Here is a 21,769-nt window from a genome sequence, read left to right on the forward strand (position 1 = left end):
GACAATTGTATGCCTTATTTAACGGTGGCTTTTAATGCACCACTTTCATAACGCTTATACATATCTTCCAGCGAAATTGGTTTAATTTTGTCTGCATTTCCTGCTGTACCAAAGGCTTCATAGCGAGCTTTACAGATATCGTACATCGCCTCAGTGGCTGCCTGAAAGTATTTACGCGGGTCAAAGTTGCTGGTGTTCTGCGCCAGGTGACGACGGATCGCACCCGTCGAGGCTAAGCGCAGATCGGTATCGATATTAACCTTACGCACACCATGGCGGATGCCTTCCTGAATTTGCTCAACTGGCACACCATAGGTTTCAGGGATCTCGCCACCAAACTCATTAATCACCGCCAACCAGTCCTGCGGCACTGACGACGAACCGTGCATGACCAAATGGGTATCCGGAATACGCGCGTGGATTTCTTTAATCCGCTCGATAGCCAGAATGTCACCAGTTGGTGGACGGGTAAATTTGTACGCCCCATGTGACGTACCACAGGCAATTGCCAGTGCATCGACCTGAGTCGCTTTAACAAACGCCGCGGCTTCTTCCGGATCGGTCAGTAGCTGGTCGTGGGTCAGTTTGCCCTCTGCACCGACGCCGTCTTCTTCACCCGCTTCGCCGGTTTCCAGCGAGCCAAGCACACCCAGTTCACCTTCGACCGAGACCCCACAGGCATGTGCCATTTCTACCGTGCGACGAGTCACATCGACATTGTAGTCGTAGTCAGCCGGGGTTTTGCCGTCGTCTTTCAACGAACCGTCCATCATCACTGAGCTGAAGCCGAGTTGAATCGAACGCTGACAGACCGCTGGAGAGGTGCCGTGGTCCTGGTGCATTACCACCGGAATATGTGGCCATTCTTCGATCGCAGCCAGAATTAAGTGGCGCAGGAAAGGTGCACCCGCGTAGCTACGCGCACCGGCAGAGGCCTGCACAATCACAGGGCTGTTGGTGTCGTCGGCAGCACGCATAATAGCGCGCATCTGCTCTAAATTATTAACGTTGTAGGCAGGGACGCCGTAACTATGCTCTGCTGCGTGATCCAGCAACTGACGCAATGAAATTAATGCCATGAAAAAATACTCCTTAAACTAAAATTTATGATCCTGCGTGACCTTAGTGGTCTTTGCAGCGAGCTTCGAGAATGGCAACCGCTGGTAAGGTTTTACCTTCTAAAAACTCTAAAAACGCGCCGCCGCCGGTCGAAATGTATGAAATCTTGTCGGCAATGCCATATTTATCAATGGCTGCCAGCGTATCACCACCACCTGCAATTGAAAATGCATCACTGGCCGCTATTGCCTGCGCCAGCGCCTGCGTGCCGGCGCCAAACTGTTCAAACTCAAACACACCGACAGGCCCGTTCCAGACGATGGTGCCAGCGCTTTTCAGTATCTCAGCCAGCGCTTCTGAAGTTTCCGGCCCGATATCAAAAATCATATCGTCATCAGCCACATCGGTGACGGCTTTGGTTTCAGCCGCTGCGTTTTCAGCAAACTCTTTACCGGTTACTACATCGGTGGGTACCGGAATATCCGCACCGCGGGTTTTCGCTGAATCCGCAAGGCGTTTGGCTTCGCGCACCAGCTCGTCTTCGCACAGCGACTTACCAATGTTATGTCCGGCTGCTTTGATAAAGGTGTTGGCAATGCCGCCGCCAACAATTAGCTGGTCCACTTTACGTACCAGCGAATTGAGCACCGTGAGCTTGGTTGACACTTTAGAGCCACCGACAATGGCAACCAGAGGTCGTTTCGGCTCTTTCAGCGCCTTACCCAATGCTTCCAGTTCGGCCGACAGTAGCGGCCCCGCACATGCGATGGGCGCATACTGTGCAACACCATAGGTTGAAGCCTGGGCACGATGCGCGGTGCCGAATGCGTCCATCACAAAGATCTCGCACAACGCCGCCAGCTTCTTCGCTAATTCAGGGTCGTTCTTTTTCTCACCCTGGTTAAAACGAACGTTTTCAAACACAACCAGTTCACCGCCGGCAACATCAACCCCGTTTAAATAGTTGCTTTCAATGCGTACCGGAAATTTCAGCGCTTCTTCCAGATAGCGAGCCACGGGCGCCATGGAGTAGGCTTCATCGTACTCGCCTTCCTCTGGACGGCCCAAATGCGACATCACCATCACTTTAGCCCCTTGCTCAAGCGCTTTCTGCAAAGTGGGCAGCGCCGCTTTGAGGCGCGCGTCCGAGGTTACTTTGCCATCTTTGATCGGAACATTGAGATCTTCACGAATTAACACGCGCTTACCGCGCAGATCAAAGTCAGTCATTGCCAGAACGCTCATAGCTTGTCCTTTGTCCTTGTCTTGTCGGGCTATCCAGTCAGGTTAGCCATCAATAATCAAAAAATCAGTTTATACTTTAAGTCGCTTCACGCTATGGCGCCAGCCGATCTCACGCCAGATTCAGGGTGGTATCCAGCATCCGGTTGGCAAAGCCCCACTCGTTGTCACACCAGGTTAATACCTTAACCAAATGACCATGACTGACCCGTGTTTGGGTGCCATCCACAATGCTCGAGCGTGGATCATGATTAAAATCAGCAGACACCAGAGGCTCCATGGTAAACCCAAGCAGGCCCTGTAAACTCCCTTCTGCAACAGTGGCCAGTGCGTCATTGACCTTGTTGATATCAACCCGGCTTTGCAGGGTCACACTGAGGTCCATGACCGACACATTGGTCGTCGGAACCCTTACTGCTATGGCTTCAAAGCGGCCAGCAAACTTCGGTAAAATACGCTCGATACCACGTGCCAAACGGGTATCAACTGGAATGATCGACTGCGACGCCGCCCGTGCCAGGCGCAGATTATCGTGGTGCGCGTCGATCACCTGCTGGTCATTCATCGCAGAGTGAATGGTGGTGATGGTGCCACTGTCCACGCCAAAGGCATCGTCTAGCACTTTAATCACCGGCACGATGCAGTTGGTGGTGCAGGAGCCGTTGGAGACAATGCGATGCCCTGGTTCCAGCTCGTGCTGGTTAATCCCCTGAATCACTGTGATATCAACATCATTGGCTGCCGGGTGCGAAAAGAGCACTTTGCCCGCCCCCGCATCGAGATGCTTTTGCGCATCCGCCCGACTCCCAAAAACGCCAGTGCAATCGAGCACTACATCGATGCCAAGACCCTGCCACGGCAGCTTCGCTAACTCTGCTTCGCGAACCAGCTGGATACGATCCTCTGCAATCTGCAAGTAGCCATCTGCTGCGCTCACAGGGAGCGCAAAACGGCCGTGAGTACTGTCATACTTAAGCAAATGAGCCACCGAACTGGCAGCGGCCAGCTCGTTAACCGCCACCACTTCAATACGGTCGCGGTAGCCCGACTCGTACAGGGCACGCAGCACGCTGCGGCCTATCCGTCCGAGCCCGTTGATTGCAATGCATATTTTGCGCGGTGCGCTCATTTAGACCGCCTGTGCCGTTTTAACGATATTGTCCACGGTAAAGCCAAAGAATTCGAATAACTGGTCGGCTGGCGCTGACTCACCAAAGGTGGTCATGCCAACCACGGCGCCATCCAGGCCAACATACTTCAGCCAGTAGTCCGCGATGCTTGCTTCAATAGCGACACGGCGACGCACTGCTTTCGGCAGTACACGCTCTTTGTAGTCGTCACTTTGCGCATCAAATTCATCGGTGCTTGGCATTGATACCACACGCACCTTCTCTCCTTGCCCGCTCAGTTTCTCAGCCGCCTGCATTGCCAGTTCTACTTCAGAACCGGTGGCGATCAGAATAAGCTCAGGGTTCTCAGCAAAATCTTTCAATACATAGCCACCGCGGCGAATATCAGCCAGTTGCTCGGCGTTGCGTGGTTGCGGCGCTACGCCCTGACGGGTGAATACCAACGCAGTGGGGCCATCGCGACGTTCAATCGCTGCACGCCAGCTGACCGCTGACTCAACCTGATCACAAGGGCGCCAGGTGGTCAGGTTCGGAGTCACCCGCATACTCGCCAGTTGTTCGACTGCCTGGTGAGTCGGGCCGTCTTCACCTAAACCAATGGAGTCATGGGTATAGACAAAAATAGCCGGCTGCTTCATCAGGGCGGCCATGCGCACCGCGTTGCGCGCATATTCCATAAACATCAGGAAGGTCGCGCCATAAGGAATGAAGCCACCATGCAACGCAATACCGTTCATAATCGCCGACATGCCAAATTCACGCACCCCGTAATAAATGTAGTTGCCGCTGGCGTCCTGCTGTGTCAGTGGCTTGGACTGATCCCATTTAGTCAGGTTAGAACCCGCCAGATCCGCTGAGCCGCCGAGCAACTCAGGTAATAACGGGCCAAACGCATTCAACGCTTGCTGCGATGCTTTACGGGTTGCTACTTTCTCAGGGTTGGCCTGAAGTGTCTCAATGTAGGCCTGCGCCTGGTCAGCAAAGTCAGCCGGTAATTCACCCGCCAGACGTCGCTCTAATTCAGCCGCCAGTTCAGGGTGTGCCGCGCGATACGCTGCAAATGTCTCGTTCCAGGCTGCTTCTGCTTCGGCACCACGTGCCTTTGCGTCCCACGCCTGATAAATATCAGCTGGCACTTCAAAGGGGCCATAGTTCCAGCCCAGTTCCTTGCGTGCCAAAGCAATTTCATCATCCCCCAGTGGGGCGCCGTGGCAGCTTTCTTTACCTTGTTTGTTCGGTGAGCCAAAGCCAATCACGGTGCGGCAGCAAATTAAGGTCGGTTTACCGGTTTCCCGTCGCGCCGCTTCAATCGCGGTATTAACCGCCTCGCTGTCATGTCCGTCGACGCCGCCAATGACGTGCCAGCCGTAGCTCTCGAAACGCTGTACTGTGTCGTCGGTAAACCAGCCTTCAACCTCGCCATCGATAGATATGCCATTGTCATCATAGAATGCGATCAGTTTGCCCAGCCCAAGGGTTCCGGCCAGCGAGCAAACTTCATGGGAAATACCTTCCATCAGGCAGCCATCACCGAGAAAGGTGTAGGTATAATGGTCAACCACATCATGGCCTGGCTTATTAAACTGTGCGGCCAGCACTTTTTCTGCCAGTGCCATGCCCACGGCGTTGCTCAGCCCCTGACCCAGGGGTCCGGTGGTTGTCTCTACGCCCGGGGTGTAGCCATACTCAGGGTGCCCTGGTGTTTTGGAGTGTAACTGACGGAAGTTTTTCAGTTCGCTCATGTCGAGATCGTAGCCAGTCAGGTGCAGTAACGAATAAATCAGCATCGAGCCATGGCCATTTGACAGCACGAAGCGATCCCGGTTGGCCCATTCAGGGTTTGCCGGGTTATGCTGCATGTAGTCTCGCCATAAAACTTCAGCAATGTCTGCCATGCCCATCGGGGCCCCAGGGTGACCAGAATTTGCTTGCTGAACCGCATCCATACTAAGGGCACGAATGGCATTGGCGAGGTGACGACGTTGGGACATGGAACACTCCTGAGATTTAAGACTAGCATTTACTCCACCCGGGAAATGAACTTTTCCCCGGGTAGGTTACGTAAAGGGTGTGCAGCAATGGCCTGCGCGCGTATTGTCCACAATTCAGACCGCGCACGCAAATTTAGCATAGCGTTCGGACTTATAGACGTCTAAAACTGGATTTCACCGCTAAAAACGGCTACAGTAGCGCCGTTTCAAAATGAAGAGAGAATTACGAACTATGGCACAACACCTGTTTACCTCTGAATCCGTTTCTGAAGGACATCCTGATAAAATTGCTGATCAGATTTCTGACGCAGTGCTGGATGCGATTCTGCGCGATGATCCGAAAGCGCGTGTGGCCTGCGAAACCTATGTTAAAACCGGCATGGTTCTGGTCGGTGGTGAGATCAATACTCACGCATGGGTGGATGTTGAGAGCCTGGTTCGTAACACAGTCGAGAAAATTGGCTACACCCATTCAGATATGGGCTTTGATGCCGGTAGCTGTGCCGTCCTTAATGCGATTGGTAAGCAGTCTGCCGATATCAACCAGGGTGTTGACCGTGGCGCCCCGGAAGAACAGGGTGCCGGCGATCAGGGCCTGATGTTTGGCTATGCATCGAATGAAACAGATGTACTTATGCCGGCTCCGATTACCTATGCCCATAAGCTGATGCAACGCCAGGCCGACATGCGCCGTAGTGAGCTACCCTGGTTACGTCCGGATGCTAAAAGCCAGCTGACCTTTGTCTATGAAGACGGCAAACCAGTCGGCATCGATGCGGTCGTACTGTCGACCCAGCATGCAGCCGAATACAGCCTGAAGGACGTTCAGGAAGCAGTGATGGAACATATCATCAAACCTGTTTTGCCAACGGAATGGGTCACTAAGCAAACCAAATTCCATATTAACCCAACCGGCAAGTTCGTGATTGGCGGGCCGATGGGCGATTGCGGCCTGACTGGCCGTAAAATTATTGTCGATACCTATGGTGGCATGGCTCGCCATGGCGGCGGTGCTTTCTCGGGTAAAGATCCGTCCAAAGTGGATCGCAGTGCGGCCTATGCCGCACGCTATGTCGCGAAAAATATTGTCGCGGCCGGTCTGGCAGCGCGCTGTGAAGTGCAGCTGTCGTACGCGATTGGTGTCGCCGAACCCACCTCTATCAGTATTGAAACCTTCGGCACCAGCCAGCATGATGAAGCGAGTCTTATCCGTGCTGTTCGCGAGCACTTTGATTTACGCCCTTACGGCCTGATTCAGATGCTTGATCTGGAACGTCCTATCTATTTACAGACCGCTGCCTATGGTCACTTTGGTCGCGATGAGTTCCCCTGGGAACGTACCGACAAAGCGCCGTTGCTGCAGGATGCGGTTGCCTGACCGATGCGTGTACCTCGAATTTACCACCCGCAGCCCCTGCGCTGCGGTGAACTCGTCGAACTGGAAGCAGATGCGGCCAACCATGTTGGCCGCGTTTTGCGTTTAGGTACAGGTGCTGAACTGGAGCTTTTTTGCGGTGACAATTGTCGTTACCAGGCGGTGATTGAAAGCGCCAGCAAAAAACATGTCAGCGCTAAGGTGCTGACGCAGGAGACGGCCGATGTCGAGTCGCCGCTGAAGATCCATCTTATTCAGGGTATCTCCCGCGGTGACCGCATGGACTTTACCTTGCAAAAATCGGTGGAGCTCGGCGTTGCCAGCATTACTCCAATTTTCACTGCCCGCTGCGGGGTTAAACTGCAGGGTGAAAGGCTCGATAAAAAGCTGCTGCAATGGCAGAAAATTGTCATTGCGGCGTGCGAGCAAAGTGGCCGGAATACAGTCCCCAGGGTCAACCCCGCGATCACCTTGCAACAGTACCTTGAGTCGGCTGAACGACCACTTACCCTGACCCTGGAACCCAGCGCAGAGGAGTCATTGAAAAGTGCAACGATTCCGGATGAAGTGAGCTTACTGGTGGGGCCTGAAGGCGGGTTTTCAGCAGACGAAGTGGCGGCCACCCATCAGGCAAAATGCCTGCCAGTACGGCTCGGTCCGCGGGTATTGCGCACAGAAACTGCTGCCCTCGCGGCGCTGGCTGCGTTACAGGCAAATCACGGTGATCTGATTTAATCCCTCGTGCTACACTCGAGGTTCCTTTCTATCTTCTAATTTACAGCTGAGGTTGGCATGAAAGTCGGCATTATCATGGACCCTATTGAAACGGTCAAAACCTACAAAGACACCAGTTTCCGCCTGGCACTTGAGGCGCAGGCACGTGGTGATGATGTGCTGTATATGGAAATGAAAGATTTGTTCATTGACGGTGGCAACCCGATGGCGTTCGTTCGACCACTGACGGTGCGCGACCAGCACGAGGACTTTTACACCCTCGGCGATGGCTGTGATATTCATATGGGTGAACTGGATGTCATCCTGATGCGCAAAGACCCGCCCTTCGATACCGAGTTTATCTATGCCACCCATATTCTCGAGCTGGCTGAGCAGAGCGGCGCGAAAGTGGTCAACCGTCCACAAAGTTTACGCGACTGCAGTGAAAAACTGTTTACCGCCTGGTTCCCCGATGCCATCAGCGCAACCCTGGTAACCCGCGACTCTGACCGCATCCGTGAGTTTCACCAGACCCATAAAGACATTATTATAAAACCACTGGATGGGATGGGCGGCGCCTCGATTTTTCGCATTAAGGCAGACGGCAATAACCTTGGTGTTATTATCGAAACCTTAACCGCCCACGGCGAACGCTTCGCCATGGTGCAGGAATATCTGCCAGCGATTAAAGATGGCGACAAACGTATTCTTCTGATCAACGGCGAGGCGGTACCCTATTGCCTGGCACGGGTTCCTTCCGCCGGTGAAACCCGGGGTAACCTGGCTGCTGGTGGCAGTGGCCGTCCGCAACCACTCAGTGACAGCGACTGGGCGCTGGCACGGCGTATCGGCCCGACCCTGAAAGAAAAAGGCCTCTACCTGGTCGGCCTCGATGTGATTGGTGACCGTATTACCGAGATCAACGTAACCAGCCCAACCTGCATGCGCGAAATTGAAGATCATTACGACATTAATATTGCGAAAATGCTGTTCGATGCCATTGCCAGCGACATGCAGAGCAAAAATTAAACGCTAATAGCCAGCGTACTTTACACAGCGCGGGGGCTGAACAGGGTTTAAAAAGAGGACCACAGCCCCCATAGTAATAGAGTGTTTTACGGTGAGGTAGTCGTGTATGGAAAGCTTACAGAATCATTTTTTGATAGCGATGCCGGATCTCGATGACCCGTTTTTTGAACGGACAGTCACCTATATTTGCGAGCATAATGAAGACGGGGCGATGGGGCTGATAGTGAATCAGCCGGCTGAAATGAGCGTCTCTAAATTACTCGAACAGATCGAAATTCAGGTGCCAGGAGAGAATATTCTTGAACGCTCGCTGGTCTATTCCGGCGGCCCGGTTGGTACTGACCGTGGGTTTGTGATCCACGCGCCGCAGGACACCTGGCGCAGCAGTCTGCAGTTAAGCGATGAGATTATGGTCACCACCTCGAAGGATATTTTACAGGCCTTTGGTTCTGCCGACGCACCCGATAAATTTTTGCTTACCCTTGGTTATGCAGGCTGGGACGCAGGGCAACTGGAGCAGGAACTGGCCAGTAACCACTGGCTAACCATCCCGGCTGACGCCAGTATCCTGTTCGAAACGCCAAGTTCTGAACGCTGGCAGAAAGCAGCAGAGAAGCTTGGTATTGATATCTGGCAACTCGCCCCCGGTTCAGGACACGCCTGATGGCAAGCTACCTCGCTTTCGATTACGGGACAGGTAATATTGGAGTCGCCGTGGGTCAGTCAGTGACGGCGACGGCCACCCCGTTAAAAGCACTAAAAGCGAATGATGGGATCCCCAATTGGGAGCAGCTCGAGCGTTTACTTAAAGAATGGCAACCCGATGTCTGTGTGGTAGGGTTACCGCTTAATATGGATGGCAGCGAACAACCGATCACGGTTCGTGCACGAAAATTCGCCAATCGCTTACATGGCCGCTTTGGCGTGAAAGTTGAACTGCAGGACGAACGATTAACCACAGTCAGTGCAAAAGAATTGCTATTTGCAGAGGGTGGTTATCGTAATTTGGATAAGGACAGCATTGACAGCGCGTCAGCTTGCCTTATTCTACAAGACTATTTTCAACGCTGACGGCAGCGACTGGGAATCTTTACTTGGCTAAAGGTTCTCTTTTCGATATATTTACGTCTCGTTAATTCCTTCTCGTATTTTGAGGGCAACGCCTTGTTCGGAAAAGAAGACCCATTTACAGTCACCGGTAACACCATTTCACTCACTGACGATAACAAGTCATTGTTGCTGGTTACTCCTGCTCGCTATGACAATATTCTGGTCAGCCGCTACGGCGTCGAGCTAACGGACCTTGAGCCTGTGCGTCGTGCTAACGTCAAGAACGTGGTATTAAGCGAATTATTTAAACGCGATAAAACCTTTTTCTTTATTCGTGCCGGCGGCGTCGAGTACCAAATCGACCTGAAGTACGTAGCCAGCCCGATTTCCGAAGTTAAATTCTGATCCGATGTACGCTGACCGTTTGTTAACAAACGTCAGCCTGCTTTGCGCTCTGCTGCTGTGCCTCGTCTCAGCCAGCGCGAGCGCCGAACTTGAGTTCCAGCGCTATGCTGACGACCAGGGACTGCAACTAAACTACCGTTTTTCCGACCATAACGGCACGCCGGTTGAACTCAACGTTCGCACCGAACGTCAGTCATTCATCGGCACCCCAACCAATTTTCGTCCATTAAGCTCAGCGCGATTGCAGCGTGAAGTGCACCGCCAGTTGCTCGACTTTGCCCACCAACAGGGCTGGCATGATATCGAAATTCAACGCCAGGGTCAGTCGCTTCAGGTCATCGCCCATCAAGGCCCGGCCGAACAACAACGCGAGCGAATAAACGCAATCCAGGCGCACCAGCAAGAGGCCATGCAGCAGGTTCTGGCGCGTTATTATTACGCCTCCATACAGCTGCACGCGGGTCCTGACGGTTATACACCCGACCATCCCCGCATTGCCATTGAATCGCAGGCGGCATTAACCCCCTTCAGCGATGCAGTGGCTGCACATCTGGAGCAAACGTCGGCGCGTGAAACCCTGCAGTTCTTGCTCCGCTGGCTGCAGCAAATTCCCTACGATGACATGAGCAACCGCTTGCAAAGCCCGGGTGCAGGGTTCATTACCCCCACCCGCTTACTCTATGAAAACCATGGCGACTGCGATAGCAAGGTGACCTTACTCGCTGCGCTCTTTGCCAACTTGCACCCTGAGGTCAACAGTCACATTGTTTACCTGCCGGGACATGCCGTCTTCGCGGTGGAACTTGAGCTGGAAGACGGCGATATCTCGGTTCCCTATGCAGGGCAGCGACTGGTCGTCGCCGACCCTACCGGGCCGGCAGCAATGAAAGTCGGCGAGGTCGCCCGCCACTACCGCAGCGCGTTGCACAGCGGTGCAGTGACGATTAAAGACTTCTGACTACAGGTTCTCTTCTGCATACTGCGCCAGACTACTGCGTACCACCCCATTGAGGTTAACCGTGGCACTCCCATGGTAGTTTTTAAAACGCTCAACCAGGTAGGTAAGCCCGGAAGTTAAAGCCGTCAGGTAATAGCTGTCGATTTGCGCCAGGTTGCCGGAACAGATAATTTTGGTCCCTGCACCACAGCGGGTAATAATGGTTTTCAGCTGAGACGCAGTCAGGTTCTGAGCTTCATCCAAAATGACGATGGCATTCTGGATACTGCGCCCACGCATGAAATTAATCGACTTAAACTGAATGTTGGCTTTTCTCATGGTGTAATCCAGGCTTGATTCGGCGTGTTCGTCGGACTTGTGCAGCACCTCAAGGCTGTCCGTAATGGCTGCCAGCCAGGGCGCCATTTTTTCTTCTTCGGTGCCCGGCAAAAAGCCTATCGACTCACCAATTTCCGGGGTGCTACGGGTGACAATTATTTTTTCGTACATGCCCTTTTCAACCACCTGCTCGAGTGCAGTGGCGAGTGCCAGCAAGGTCTTACCACAGCCAGCCGGTCCGGTTAAAATGACCAGATCGATGGTCGGGTCAAGCAAGGCATTGAGCCCCATCGCCTGATAAATGTTCTTGGCTGAAATCCCCCAGGCCCGCTGACTCATCAGCCGTTCCCTGCTGAGATCCTGAATTTTGACCAGGGTCTCCGTATAGCTTTCAATCCGGGCCGCAAAGCTGTCGGTTTCGTCAATCAGATATTCATTTGGGTACGCCCCCGGGAACAGATCACGAGGAATATAGTGGTAGGTGTCGCGACCGTCCTGTTCACTTTTAACATCCGTTACCTGACTCCAGAAGTCACCCGGAAACTGGTAAAACCCTTTGGCGAGGAATTTGATATCGTCAATCAGCTGATCGGTACGGTAGTCTTCAACCCGTTTCACCCCCGCCCCTTTTGCTTTAAGCCGCATGTTAATGTCTTTGGTGACCAGCACCACAGGCCCACTGCGTTGTTTTTGTAACTCCAGTGCTGTCTGAATAATGCGATGGTCGTTTTCATTCAACAGCATTTCCGACTCATTCTGGCGCAACTGGAAATCCGGGAAGATCGACAGGTGCCCCTGCGCCTGATGCTCACCACTGACCCGGGTTAAGGGGACGCCTGCGGTAATTTGCTCAGGTGTCGCTTCGTGCAGCGCATCTTCAAGTGCGCGAATGGCTACACGGGCATCGCGGCTGACATCTTTGTTGCGGTCTTTGATGTTATCCAGTTCTTCGAGAACAACCATCGGGATGATGACGTTGTGTTCCTGAAAGTTAAGAAAGGCAAGTGGCTCGTGCAGAAGGATGTTGGTATCCAGTACATAGTGCTTGACGCCAGTTTCGGACATAGAACGTACCTCAAATGGGGCTGGTTGTTAATTTATTAGCATAGTTTAACCGGTGCTGGCTATGAGTTTTTACTAACATTTTTTTTACCCCAAGGCGGACGCTCCTTTGTTACCATAGCGGTCGGTTCCGTTCATTCGTTAAACGACAAAAAGGCATCCCTTTGAGCGACTTTGCAATTGGCCAACGCTGGTTAAGTGAAACAGAAATAGAGTTAGGTTTGGGTATTGTGACCGGGATCAGTGGCCGCCAGGTCAGTCTGTTGTTCCCAGCCAACGGCGAAGAAAGGGCTTACGCGGCCCAGCAAGCGCCTTTGACCCGTCATAGTCTGGATCTTGACGAAGAAGCACAGCATGCCGATGGCTGGAGTTTTACCGTCCGTAAGGTCGACGAACAGTCCGGCGTTTTGGTTTATCATGGCGAGAAAGACGGTCAACCTGTTCAAGTTCCTGAAACTCAATTGCACTTCCAGGTTCAGCTGAGTAGTCCGCTAAACCGACTGTTAGCTGGCCAGTTTGACCGTGTCAGCCACTTTAATTTGCGCCAGCAAGCCAGTGCGTCGATGCGTGACTGGCTCGAACACCCAGCCAGAGGGTTGCTGGGCGCCCGTATCGAATTACTGCCTCATCAAATATATATCGGCCACACCGTCGGTGGGCGCGCGTTTCCCCGCGTGCTGTTAGCCGATGAAGTCGGTCTGGGTAAGACCATTGAAGCCGGGCTCATTATGCAAAGTCAGCTACTCAATGCTCAGGCCCAACGCGTCCTGGTGCGAGTCCCCGACCCGTTACTGCACCAGTGGATGATAGAGTTACGCCGCCGCTTTAATCTGATGTTTACCATTGTCGACCAGAGTTTCTGTGAGGCCGCAGCGGAGAGCGAAGAAAACCCGTTTAATCAGGTTCAGCTGGCGCTTTGCCCGGCGTCCCTGTTGGAACAGGACAAGCACGTGGCAGCTGCGCAGGAGGCTGGCTGGGATTTAGTGGTAGTGGACGAAGCCCACCAGCTCACCGCGCCGCAACGAAGCGTTGTTCAGCAACTGAGTCATGAAGCGGGTCTGCTACTACTTACGGCGACGCCTGATCAAGGCGGAGCAGACAGTCATTTTGAACAGCTTCACCTGCTTGACCCGGATCGCTTTCACTCGCTTGAGGCCTTTGTTGCCGAGCAGGAGAAGTATCAGCAGGTGGCTGACCAGGCGGCCGACCTCGACGAGAATAGCGAGGCGCTGAACGAGCTGCTCGACGAACATGGCACCGGCCGCGTGTTAATGCGCAACACCCGGGCGAACATCACCGGTTTCCCGCAGCGTCGCTATCAGTTCTATCCCCTTACTAGCGGGGACGACGATGGTTTGCAACGCAAAGTTGAATGGCTGCACAATCTGGCGCGCAGCCATAGTAACGATAAAATATTAGTGATTATGCAGACCCAGGCCGATGTCGAAGAAGTGGCGGCGCTGCTGCGCATCCATTATGGCCGCCATAGCGCACTCTTTCATGAAGGGATGTCGTTATTGGAGCGAGATCGCTCGGCCGCTTTTTTTGCCGACGACGAAGACGGCGCACAACTGCTGTTAAGTTCCGAAATTGGCGGCGAAGGACGCAATTTCCAGTTTGCCCGCCACCTGGTCATGCTGGACTTGCCGACGCACCCGGACAAGTTAGAACAGCGCATAGGCCGACTGGATCGGATTGGCCAGTTGCAGGCATTTGATATTCATCTGGCAGCCAGCCCGGAGTCACGCGAAGCCAGGCTGGCTCGCTGGTACGACGAAGGAATGCAGGCGTTTACCCAACCCAATGCCACTGGCCACCGTTTAATGCAGCAACTTGGCGACGACCTTGAAACGGCGCTGGCTGCAGATACCGCAACCTTCGATGCCTTTATTTCCCGTACCGCCAACGAAGTCGCAGCGATTCGCTCGCACCTTGCCGCAGGTCGTGACCGCTTGCTGGAGTTAAACTCATGTCGTATGCAGCCCGCTCAGGCTTTGTGTCAGGCGATTGAAGAAAGTGAACACAGAACTGAGCTAGCCAGTTTCATGTTCGCTTTCTGGGACCAGTTCGGGGTTCAGGTTGAAGACAAAGATGACCAGCGGTTAATTATTAAACCGGGACAAAATTTTGCCGCCAATGGCTTGCCTGGACTGGATGAAGAAGGCAGCGTGGTGACCTTCGATCGTGTCACCGCGCTGCGTTACGATGATGCTCAGTTTCTTACCTGGGAGCATCCACAGGTGCTAACCGCACTGGATCTGGTGATCTGTGATAACCATGGCAGCGCCTGTGTCGGCATTCTGAAAAACAAAGCGCTACCTGCAGGGCACTGGTTCATAGAAATGCATGTCCGGGCCAGCTTACCGCAAGCCCCCGCGCTGGGACTTGAAAAGCTCTACCCTTGTGCGCCTGTGCGCCTGCTACTGGATAGCCAGGGCCGCAATCTGAACCAGAAAATAACTGCCGATACACTCAACAAGCAACTCCACTTCGTCAATAAGAAATCGGCCGCGCAAATGATCAAGGCGCTACGCAAACCGTTACAGGCAGTGGTCAAACAAACCCTGCCCGAGGCCGAGTCAGTACTGCAACAGCAGTGTGCAGACGCTGCAGCACGTCGCTTGCAAGGCCTCGAAAACGAAATTGAGCGGCTGCAACATTTGCAAACCCGCAACCCCAGCATTCGCGACGAAGAAATTGAAGCCCTGCAGTTGCAACAGGCGAGCTGGAAAAAAGCCTTCGCGGCGCCACAGATCAGCATCGATAGCATACGGGTTATTGTTAACGCAGGAACCGAAGGCGGATGATGCGAACCACCGGGCATGTGTCGCGGGCTACGGATGATTTCGTCTATCAGCCTCCACAGAATCCGTATCTTAGCCTGGTCTATTACGATGACGACATTGTGGTTGCCGATAAGACCAGCGGTTTACTGTCAGTCCCCGGCAAAGCCCCTGCTCATCAGGACAGTCTTGAACGCCGTCTGCGTCGGGTATGGCCAGAAATTCGCGTGGTTCACCGGCTCGACATGGCCACCTCAGGACTGATCCTGTTTGCTTTACACAAAAAAGCACAAAGTGAGCTGAGTAAACAGTTTCAACGACGGACCGTAACCAAGCGTTACTATGCCCGCGTGGAAGGTCAGTTGCCCCAGCCTCAGGGCGAGGTCGACCTGCCGTTACGCTGCGACTGGCCGAACCGGCCCAAACAAATGGTGTGTACTGACCAGGGTAAACCTTCATTGACCGGTTATGAGGTACTCAACTATAACGCCGGACAGAATGTATCAGACGTTATCCTGAGTCCGGTTACGGGGCGTTCACATCAGCTCAGGGTGCATATGAACGCGCTCGGTTGCCCAATTTTAGGCGACCGGCTGTATGGCACTGAGACATCGCAACGGGCGGCTCGACGGTTGCTTTTGCATGCGCAGTCAATCGGTTTCATCCACCCGATAACAGGACAGCCCCAGGCGTTCACCCTGGCGGCACCTTTTTAACCCGCCAGACTAAAGCAAACGGTGAACCTGGCCGATACCTGAGGCATGAAAACAAATTTCCAGTATCCGCGATGGTCGCTCGTTGGTGGTAAGCCCTTTGGCATTGCTTTAGTCGGCGCTGCCTTGCTAGCCTCCTCAGCCAGCTTCGCCAGTCAGAACGACTTTGAGTACTACCTGCCGCCTGGCGAGGTGGTCTGGCTTGAAGACGACGACGATCGGTATTTACTGCTGGAAAAAGAAAATGAACAGGCCTATGACCGCGGGCGCATGATCCTGCTGCCGGATGTCGGCACCCATCCGCTGCAGTCGTCGGCGATACGGGCTTTGTATCAAAGTATGATTGGCTATGGCTGGTATACCTTCGCCTTGCAGCCTCCCACCACCGACATTGGTAGTTTTACCTGGCAAGCAGAAGATGCGTACGAGCGCTATCCTGAACCTGCTACGGTGGAGCCCCTGAAAGACGCGTTACGGCTGCGTATGAACGCCGCACTTACCCATACCGCTGAGCACACGGGTGCCCTGGTCGTCGTCGCAGAAGGAGTCAGTGCAGCACTGCTTGCAGATTTAATGGCGGAGGGTGAATTTGCTCAAATCGATGCGTTGATTGTGCATGGTGTGTATTACCCACAGTGGCAACTGAACCAGGCGCTGGCGACCACCCTGGCTGAACTGCGGATCCCGCTGCTTGACTTAGCACCCGGTGACGGCAATAGCTGGGCCACTGACACAAATTCCAGACGACAGCAGCAGGCACGACGCCACAATCACCTCAGTTATCGTCAGCGTATACTCCCCGCTGGTCGTCATGCTGAGCAGCCGCGCTATTTACAACACCATGTGTATGGCTGGCTGCAAAGCGAAGACTTCTGATCAGGCGGCCCGCCGTGCGCGCTTAATCTTTTCATACGCTGCCTGAATTTCCTGTGAGCGCTGGGTCGCCTTTTTCATCATTTGATCCGGCACCCCCTGAGCAGCCAGTTTATCCGGATGATATTGCCGCATCAGACTGCGATAGGTCTTTTTAACCTGTTCGTCACTAACCGAGGCTTCAACCCCGAGTGCCTGATAGGCATCTTCCAGCGAGCCTGCCTGCTGTTGCCGCCGGTACTGTTCGCCGCCGCTACGGGACTGCTGGCGATGGTGGGTGCGCTGCTGTGAACCTGAAGACTGGGCGAAACGAGCGCTCGCCCCGGTCATGAGCAGCCATTTATCCAGCTGAAACTTATTGAACCCCAATGCCCGGGCAGCGCGCAACAGGACATCGTATTCACTGCGCTGCAGACGGCGGTCATTCAACGCCGCAACCACTAGTTGTTCCATAAAGAGCTGTAAAAGATCAAAGCGGCCACGACTATCCTGGCGAAACTGCTTTAACGTTTTCTCTAACGGGAAATTCGCCTGCTTGCCTTCGCGAAACGCCTCCTGTGCCTCACGCATCATGTCGCCATGTAACTCAAGCTCCCTCATAAGCTGCTGAGCCTGAGCAATATCCACTTCGGTGACACGGCCCTTGCTCTTCGCCAGGTGACCCAGGGTCGCAAACATGGCGTAGAAAAACGTCGCCTGTTTTGAGTTTAACCGCTGATCTTTAAATAAGCTGGCAAAACCACCCCCTTCGTTTACCTGCTGACGATACGCATGATCAAACCAATGACCGATTAAAAACCCCAAAATTGCGCCCGGAAGGCGCGCCAGTAAAAGGCCAAGCACTGTACCAACAATTTTTCCCCACATAAGCCTGCTACTTTTTCCTCACTAATGGTCGAGGTCGATGCGTAAATATCGATCGAGCTCAGCTAAACGTTGTGGCGTCCCTACGTCGCACCAGTAGCCCTGGTGCAGTCGGCCGGTTAGCAAGCCGCCGTGAATTGCCTGTTCAAAGACAGGACGCAGTTTAAGAAAACCCTCATCGAACCCGGCAAAAAGCTGCGGGCTGATAACGCTTACGCCACTAAAGGTGTAGCGTGGCGTTGTTTCGAGGCTAATTCGACCGTGGTTGAGAGCAAAGTCGCCCTCGCTATGGTGAGGCGGGTTTTCAACCAGCACCAGGTGACCATGGGCGTCGCCAAGCTGAGCCGGCAATTCATGGTAATCAATGTCACTCCAGACATCACCATTGACCACGATAAATGGCTCATCGCCGAGCATGGGCAAGGCGCGAATAATGCCACCAGCGGTTTCCAGCCCCCCTGCTGGCTCAGGAGACCACGCAACGCTGACCCCAAACCGACTGCCGTCACCGATATGCGCCTCAAGCTGTTGACCAAGCCAGGCATGATTAATCACCACATGGGTGACCCCAGCCTTCGCCAGCTTATGCAAATGGTAGTCAATTAACGGCGTACCTGCAGCAGTCAGTAATGGCTTTGGTAACTGGTCGGTCAATGGACGCATTCTGCTGCCACGGCCAGCCGCCAGGATCATCGCTCGCATGAAAACGAGGCTCCTGGCAAAATATCCGTTAACAGCGCATAAAACTCTGCTAGGTCCGGGTACCCTTGGCTGACATCCTTGATGTAGCCTAAGGTGCGCGGCACATCGGCCATGTAGCCGGGTTTACCATCACGATGGTTCAGTCTGGCGAATATGCCAGCCGCCTTGAGATGACGCTGAATCCCCATTAAGTCAAACCAGCGGGTAAAAGTCTCTTCGCTGACCTCACTGTCCAGAAGCTTTTCAGTGCGGAGCCGCTGGTATAGGAATGCACGCTGAGTGGCGACAAATTGATCCGGCCAGCGTACGTAGCAGTCACGCAACAAAGAGACTCCATCATAGGTAACAGGCCCGAGTACCGCATCCTGAAAGTCGATAACTGCCAAGCCCTCGTCGGTTTGCATGATGTTGCGCGAATGATAGTCCCGATGGACCCCGACCTGTGGTTGAGACAGTGCGTTGTCTTTCAGCAGATCGCAGGCCTCAAGCCACACCTGGTGTTGCGCCGGGGTCAGGGTCAGCCCAAAGTGGGTTTCCAGGAGCCAGTCATGAAAGAGATCCAGCTCACGTTGCAGCAGCGGCTCTGAGTAGGCTGGCAGTGGTCCCTGGTCGGTGCTGGCGACGCGCATTATCTTCGGCAGCATGGCTAGCGCCTGCTGATAATTGGTTGCCGCGGCGGCTTCATCGGTCAGTTGGCTGTAAAGCAAAGTATCGCCAAGGTCATCGAGCACCATAAAGCCCTGTTTTTCGTCAAATGCATGCACCAGTGGCACTGGTACGCCTTCGTCAGCGTAACGTTGTGCTATCGCCATAAACGGCTGCAACGACTCATGCGGCGGGGGTGCATCAACGGCTATGCGCCAGCTACCCGCATACGGGTATCGAAAATAACGCCGAAAACTGGCGTCACCGGAAACACTCTGTAGCGCTCCCGCTGGGCACTCAGGCTGAGTCTCCAGCCAACTGGCTAACTGCTGCTGCCGAATGTCAGTCACTATATGGCGCTCCTATTCGTCAATCTGTATAAAAGGTCTATCTTATCAAATAGCCGCGCGAAGGAAATTGCTTTATCATAAACGCCTTTTGCGACACCTATTCATTCTAACTGACGGAGCCAGTCACGGTGCATTATCCCGGGCATCTGCCAACTGTTATCTTGTTACCGCTGCTTTTGGCAGCCCCAGTACAGGCAAATTCTAATCCGCCATCGCTGACCGAGCAGTGTTCTGCTCCTCCCGAGTGGTTACCAGACCCAGTCACACACGTCGGCGAAGGGGTTAATCCGGTGCTGCACAATGCCGTGATGAAGAATGCCGTGATCAACACAGGCATGGATGCCTCGGTGCGTGCAGACGGCAGCGAACGCCTTGAAGTCAATGCAGATGAATTCGATATGCGGCGCAATAATCAGGCTTCGTTTAGTGGCAATGTCGAGATCCGCCATCTGAACCAGTATATTCAAACGGAGCAGGCGCAGTTTAATCAGGCTGAAGGGTCTTTGAGCGCCACTGGTGGGCTGGTCTACACGGACGGCTATGTCGCGGTACGCGGCGAGAGTATTGAAGCAAACACCCGGGCGCAGACGGCGTCTATTCATCAGCTTGATTATTATCTGGTGGGCACCTCAGCCAGAGGAGCGGCCCGCGGACTCCACATCACCAATGTCGACAACACCCGTTCTCTCAATTTCAACCGTTCCAGCTTTACTACCTGCCCCGGCGACCGCCCCCCGTGGGAAATCCGCGCCCGCAGTATCGAAATGAACGAAGGCGAAGGCTGGGGCCGGGCGCGTGGGGCTCAGGTGCGCTTGTTCAATATTCCGGTACTGTATGTGCCAAGTTTCTCTTTTCCGCTTACCGACGAGCGCAAATCCGGCTTCTTGCACCCCACAATAACGTCATCAGGTCGCAACGGAATTGAACTCGCGCAGCCTTACTATTTTAGCCTGGCGCCCAACTACGACGCCACCATAACCCCACGCTACATGTCTCAGCGGGGGATTATGGGCATGGCGGAAGGGCGCTATATGGACCAGCGCCAACTCGCTCAGGTCAATCTGGAGTTTCTCGACCAGGATAATGATCGTCAGGATGAAGGCTCTCGCTCCTACTGGCGGGTTGAACATCTTGCTCATATCAGTGACAACTGGAGCACCTACATCGATGCCAGCTCGGTCAGTGATGTAAATTACTTTAATGATTTCGGCAGCGACTTTGCTAACCGGGCGGACTCGCATATCTATCGCCGCGGGCAGGCAGATTACTCCAATAATCGCTGGCAGGGCCAATTACAGATTGAAGATTTTCAGTTACTGGGGCCCTACCAAAGCGCGTTCCGCACCCTTCCCCGGCTAAGCGTCGACTACGACACCGGCCAGCCAGTAAGGCAGGGCCTGCGTCTGGACTGGCAGAACGAACTGACGCACTTCGAGCGCCAAAGCGGCTCACCGGAAAAAGCCTCGCGCTTTCACACCGAGACAGGCGTTAGCTACCTCATGCGACGCCCTGGCTGGGAGTGGAGTTCAGAAGGACGCATGCTGCTAACCCATTATGAACAAACCCTGATTGAAAACGGTGAACTGGTAGACCGTTCGATTACCCGGGCGTTACCTGAATTGCGACTGCACGGCCAACTGAACTTTGAACGCCCGTTTTCGTTCTCTGATCAGACCGGAATTCAGACTCTGCAACCTCAGGTGCAGTTTCTTTACACCCCCTATCGCGACCAACGCAATATTGGGGTGTATGACTCAGTGCCGTTGCAGGACGATTACAATGGACTGTTTCGCAAACGTCGTTTCTCCGGACTGGATCGGATAGCTGATGCCAACCAGGTAACGGTCGGCGCTACCACCAGTATTTTTAATCAGAGTGCCGAAGAACTTATGCGCTTTAGCATCGGTCAGATATTTTACTTTGATGACAGCGAAACTCAGTTGTTTGATAACTCGACTCAAATTACTGATACCTCGTCAGAATTGGCTGCAGAAGTCGATTTTCGTATTAGCAGTCGCTGGTTCTTCAGCGCCAGTGCTCAGTACGACAGTGAACTGAACCAAATGCAGAAAAGCCGGTCTGCTGTTGAATATCGTAAAGATAATAGCAATTTGATACAGTTGAACTTCCGTCAGGTTCGCGGTCTTATTGGTACGGAAACTGACGTTGAACAGGTTGGTATGCTGGGTTCCTGGCAGCTTCGCTCACAGTGGTCGGTAGCTGGGCACTATTACCGGGACCTCGGCAATAGCCGGACCCTGGATGCAAATTTCGGCGTCCAATATGAAAGCTGCTGCTGGGCAGTGCGCTTAAGTGCCTATCGGCGGATCGACCGCAACTTCGAAGGTATCCAGTCGCAACAGAGCCTGTCACCAGCTGAATTTGACAACGGTCTCAGTCTGCAATTTGTTATTACAGGCCTAAGTAGTGACCGCTCTAGCCTCGCGGGCATGCTGCAACAAGGCATTTTTGGCTATCGTCGCCCATTTTACTTAAGTGATTAATG

19 protein-coding genes are annotated in these 21,769 nt (G+C 53.7%); 11 read left to right on the forward strand and 8 right to left on the reverse strand.

The genetic code is table 11. The annotated features are described in order from the left end of the window. Positions 1 to 14 precede the first annotated feature (14 nt). The 4 genes from fba to tkt form a co-directional block, all read right to left on the reverse strand. A complete protein-coding gene (fba, locus tag CWE12_RS13220; protein ID WP_126790190.1) occupies positions 15 to 1,079 on the reverse strand; it encodes a class II fructose-bisphosphate aldolase in 1,065 nt (354 codons plus the stop codon). 43 nt (positions 1,080 to 1,122) lie between these two features. After that, entirely contained in the window at positions 1,123 to 2,304 is a 1,182-nt protein-coding gene (locus CWE12_RS13225; RefSeq protein WP_126790191.1) for a phosphoglycerate kinase, read from the reverse strand. A 109-nt stretch (positions 2,305 to 2,413) separates the two neighbouring features. Further along, on the reverse strand, positions 2,414 to 3,430 hold the full coding sequence (gene epd / locus CWE12_RS13230; protein ID WP_126790192.1) for an erythrose-4-phosphate dehydrogenase: 1,017 nt from the start codon (positions 3,428 to 3,430) through the stop codon (positions 2,414 to 2,416). Beyond that, on the reverse strand, positions 3,431 to 5,422 hold the full coding sequence (gene tkt / locus CWE12_RS13235; protein ID WP_126790193.1) for a transketolase: 1,992 nt from the start codon (positions 5,420 to 5,422) through the stop codon (positions 3,431 to 3,433). 232 nt (positions 5,423 to 5,654) lie between these two features. Here tkt and metK point away from each other — a divergent pair, with 232 nt between their 5' ends. The 7 genes from metK to CWE12_RS13270 all read left to right on the forward strand — a co-directional run bounded on the left by metK (position 5,655) and on the right by CWE12_RS13270 (position 10,953). Further along, positions 5,655 to 6,800, forward strand: coding sequence for a methionine adenosyltransferase (gene metK, locus CWE12_RS13240; RefSeq protein WP_126790194.1), 1,146 nt, complete (start codon positions 5,655 to 5,657; stop codon positions 6,798 to 6,800). Between the two features lie 3 nt (positions 6,801 to 6,803). Continuing rightward, entirely contained in the window at positions 6,804 to 7,532 is a 729-nt protein-coding gene (locus CWE12_RS13245) for a 16S rRNA (uracil(1498)-N(3))-methyltransferase (protein ID WP_126790195.1), read from the forward strand. Between the two features lie 57 nt (positions 7,533 to 7,589). Beyond that, a complete protein-coding gene (gene gshB, locus CWE12_RS13250; protein WP_126790196.1) occupies positions 7,590 to 8,540 on the forward strand; it encodes a glutathione synthase in 951 nt (316 codons plus the stop codon). A gap of 106 nt (positions 8,541 to 8,646) precedes the next feature. Continuing rightward, positions 8,647 to 9,204, forward strand: a complete 558-nt coding sequence (locus tag CWE12_RS13255) for a YqgE/AlgH family protein (RefSeq protein ID WP_126790197.1) — start codon at positions 8,647 to 8,649, stop codon at positions 9,202 to 9,204. Next, positions 9,204 to 9,611, forward strand: coding sequence for a Holliday junction resolvase RuvX (gene ruvX / locus CWE12_RS13260; protein ID WP_126790198.1), 408 nt, complete (start codon positions 9,204 to 9,206; stop codon positions 9,609 to 9,611). Before CWE12_RS13255 ends, ruvX begins: the two co-directional genes overlap by 1 nt. 93 nt (positions 9,612 to 9,704) lie before the next feature. Next, positions 9,705 to 9,995 (forward strand): hypothetical protein, encoded by a 291-nt coding sequence (locus CWE12_RS13265; protein ID WP_126790199.1) that lies wholly within the window; start codon positions 9,705 to 9,707, stop codon positions 9,993 to 9,995. A 19-nt stretch (positions 9,996 to 10,014) separates the two neighbouring features. Beyond that, positions 10,015 to 10,953 carry a hypothetical protein gene (locus CWE12_RS13270; protein WP_126790200.1) on the forward strand — a complete coding sequence of 313 codons (939 nt, stop codon included), beginning with the start codon at positions 10,015 to 10,017 and terminating at the stop codon, positions 10,951 to 10,953. On the opposite strand, the gene CWE12_RS13275 is transcribed toward CWE12_RS13270, so the two are convergent. Further along, complete coding sequence (locus CWE12_RS13275; RefSeq protein ID WP_126790201.1) at positions 10,954 to 12,336, reverse strand: PhoH family protein; 1,383 nt, start codon at positions 12,334 to 12,336, stop codon at positions 10,954 to 10,956. A gap of 161 nt (positions 12,337 to 12,497) precedes the next feature. On the opposite strand from CWE12_RS13275, the gene CWE12_RS13280 reads away from it, so the two are divergent. Genes CWE12_RS13280 through CWE12_RS13290 form a run of 3 tightly spaced genes read left to right on the forward strand, consistent with a single transcriptional unit; the run spans position 12,498 to position 16,705 of the window. Continuing rightward, positions 12,498 to 15,140 carry a helicase-related protein gene (locus tag CWE12_RS13280; protein WP_126790202.1) on the forward strand — a complete coding sequence of 881 codons (2,643 nt, stop codon included), beginning with the start codon at positions 12,498 to 12,500 and terminating at the stop codon, positions 15,138 to 15,140. After that, complete coding sequence (locus tag CWE12_RS13285) at positions 15,137 to 15,832, forward strand: pseudouridine synthase (RefSeq protein WP_241984213.1); 696 nt, start codon at positions 15,137 to 15,139, stop codon at positions 15,830 to 15,832. The genes CWE12_RS13280 and CWE12_RS13285 overlap by 4 nt, the downstream gene beginning before the upstream one ends. Positions 15,833 to 15,877: 45 nt before the next feature. After that, on the forward strand, positions 15,878 to 16,705 hold the full coding sequence (locus tag CWE12_RS13290) for a DUF3530 family protein (RefSeq protein WP_126790203.1): 828 nt from the start codon (positions 15,878 to 15,880) through the stop codon (positions 16,703 to 16,705). Here CWE12_RS13290 and djlA read toward each other — a convergent pair whose 3' ends face one another. The 3 genes from djlA to CWE12_RS13305 are packed head-to-tail and all read right to left on the reverse strand — an operon-like array spanning position 16,706 to position 19,263. Further along, positions 16,706 to 17,569 (reverse strand): co-chaperone DjlA, encoded by an 864-nt coding sequence (gene djlA, locus CWE12_RS13295; RefSeq protein WP_126790204.1) that lies wholly within the window; start codon positions 17,567 to 17,569, stop codon positions 16,706 to 16,708. A gap of 21 nt (positions 17,570 to 17,590) precedes the next feature. After that, complete coding sequence (gene murU / locus CWE12_RS13300) at positions 17,591 to 18,268, reverse strand: N-acetylmuramate alpha-1-phosphate uridylyltransferase MurU (protein ID WP_126790205.1); 678 nt, start codon at positions 18,266 to 18,268, stop codon at positions 17,591 to 17,593. Further along, positions 18,256 to 19,263 carry an aminoglycoside phosphotransferase family protein gene (locus CWE12_RS13305; RefSeq protein ID WP_126790206.1) on the reverse strand — a complete coding sequence of 336 codons (1,008 nt, stop codon included), beginning with the start codon at positions 19,261 to 19,263 and terminating at the stop codon, positions 18,256 to 18,258. Before CWE12_RS13305 ends, murU begins: the two co-directional genes overlap by 13 nt. A 176-nt stretch (positions 19,264 to 19,439) precedes the next feature. Here CWE12_RS13305 and CWE12_RS13310 point away from each other — a divergent pair, with 176 nt between their 5' ends. Then, entirely contained in the window at positions 19,440 to 21,767 is a 2,328-nt protein-coding gene (locus tag CWE12_RS13310; RefSeq protein ID WP_157981986.1) for an LPS-assembly protein LptD, read from the forward strand. The last annotated feature ends 2 nt before the right edge of the window (positions 21,768 to 21,769 follow it).

Origin of the sequence: Aliidiomarina sedimenti (genome assembly GCF_003986955.1) — a bacterium.
GTDB lineage: Bacteria > Pseudomonadota > Gammaproteobacteria > Enterobacterales > Alteromonadaceae > Aliidiomarina > Aliidiomarina sedimenti.

Coding starts and splice junctions, on each gene's coding strand:
- metK (WP_126790194.1), top strand. CDS start 5,655: ATGGCACAACACCTGTTTACCTCTGAATCCGTTTCTGAAGGACATCCT.
- CWE12_RS13245 (WP_126790195.1), top strand. CDS start 6,804: ATGCGTGTACCTCGAATTTACCACCCGCAGCCCCTGCGCTGCGGTGAA.
- CWE12_RS13225 (WP_126790191.1), bottom strand. CDS start 2,304: ATGAGCGTTCTGGCAATGACTGACTTTGATCTGCGCGGTAAGCGCGTG.
- CWE12_RS13275 (WP_126790201.1), bottom strand. CDS start 12,336: ATGTCCGAAACTGGCGTCAAGCACTATGTACTGGATACCAACATCCTT.
- djlA (WP_126790204.1), bottom strand. CDS start 17,569: ATGTGGGGAAAAATTGTTGGTACAGTGCTTGGCCTTTTACTGGCGCGC.
- CWE12_RS13285 (WP_241984213.1), top strand. CDS start 15,137: ATGATGCGAACCACCGGGCATGTGTCGCGGGCTACGGATGATTTCGTC.
- CWE12_RS13255 (WP_126790197.1), top strand. CDS start 8,647: ATGGAAAGCTTACAGAATCATTTTTTGATAGCGATGCCGGATCTCGAT.
- tkt (WP_126790193.1), bottom strand. CDS start 5,422: ATGTCCCAACGTCGTCACCTCGCCAATGCCATTCGTGCCCTTAGTATG.
- epd (WP_126790192.1), bottom strand. CDS start 3,430: ATGAGCGCACCGCGCAAAATATGCATTGCAATCAACGGGCTCGGACGG.
- fba (WP_126790190.1), bottom strand. CDS start 1,079: ATGGCATTAATTTCATTGCGTCAGTTGCTGGATCACGCAGCAGAGCAT.
- murU (WP_126790205.1), bottom strand. CDS start 18,268: ATGCGAGCGATGATCCTGGCGGCTGGCCGTGGCAGCAGAATGCGTCCA.
- CWE12_RS13290 (WP_126790203.1), top strand. CDS start 15,878: ATGAAAACAAATTTCCAGTATCCGCGATGGTCGCTCGTTGGTGGTAAG.
- ruvX (WP_126790198.1), top strand. CDS start 9,204: ATGGCAAGCTACCTCGCTTTCGATTACGGGACAGGTAATATTGGAGTC.
- gshB (WP_126790196.1), top strand. CDS start 7,590: ATGAAAGTCGGCATTATCATGGACCCTATTGAAACGGTCAAAACCTAC.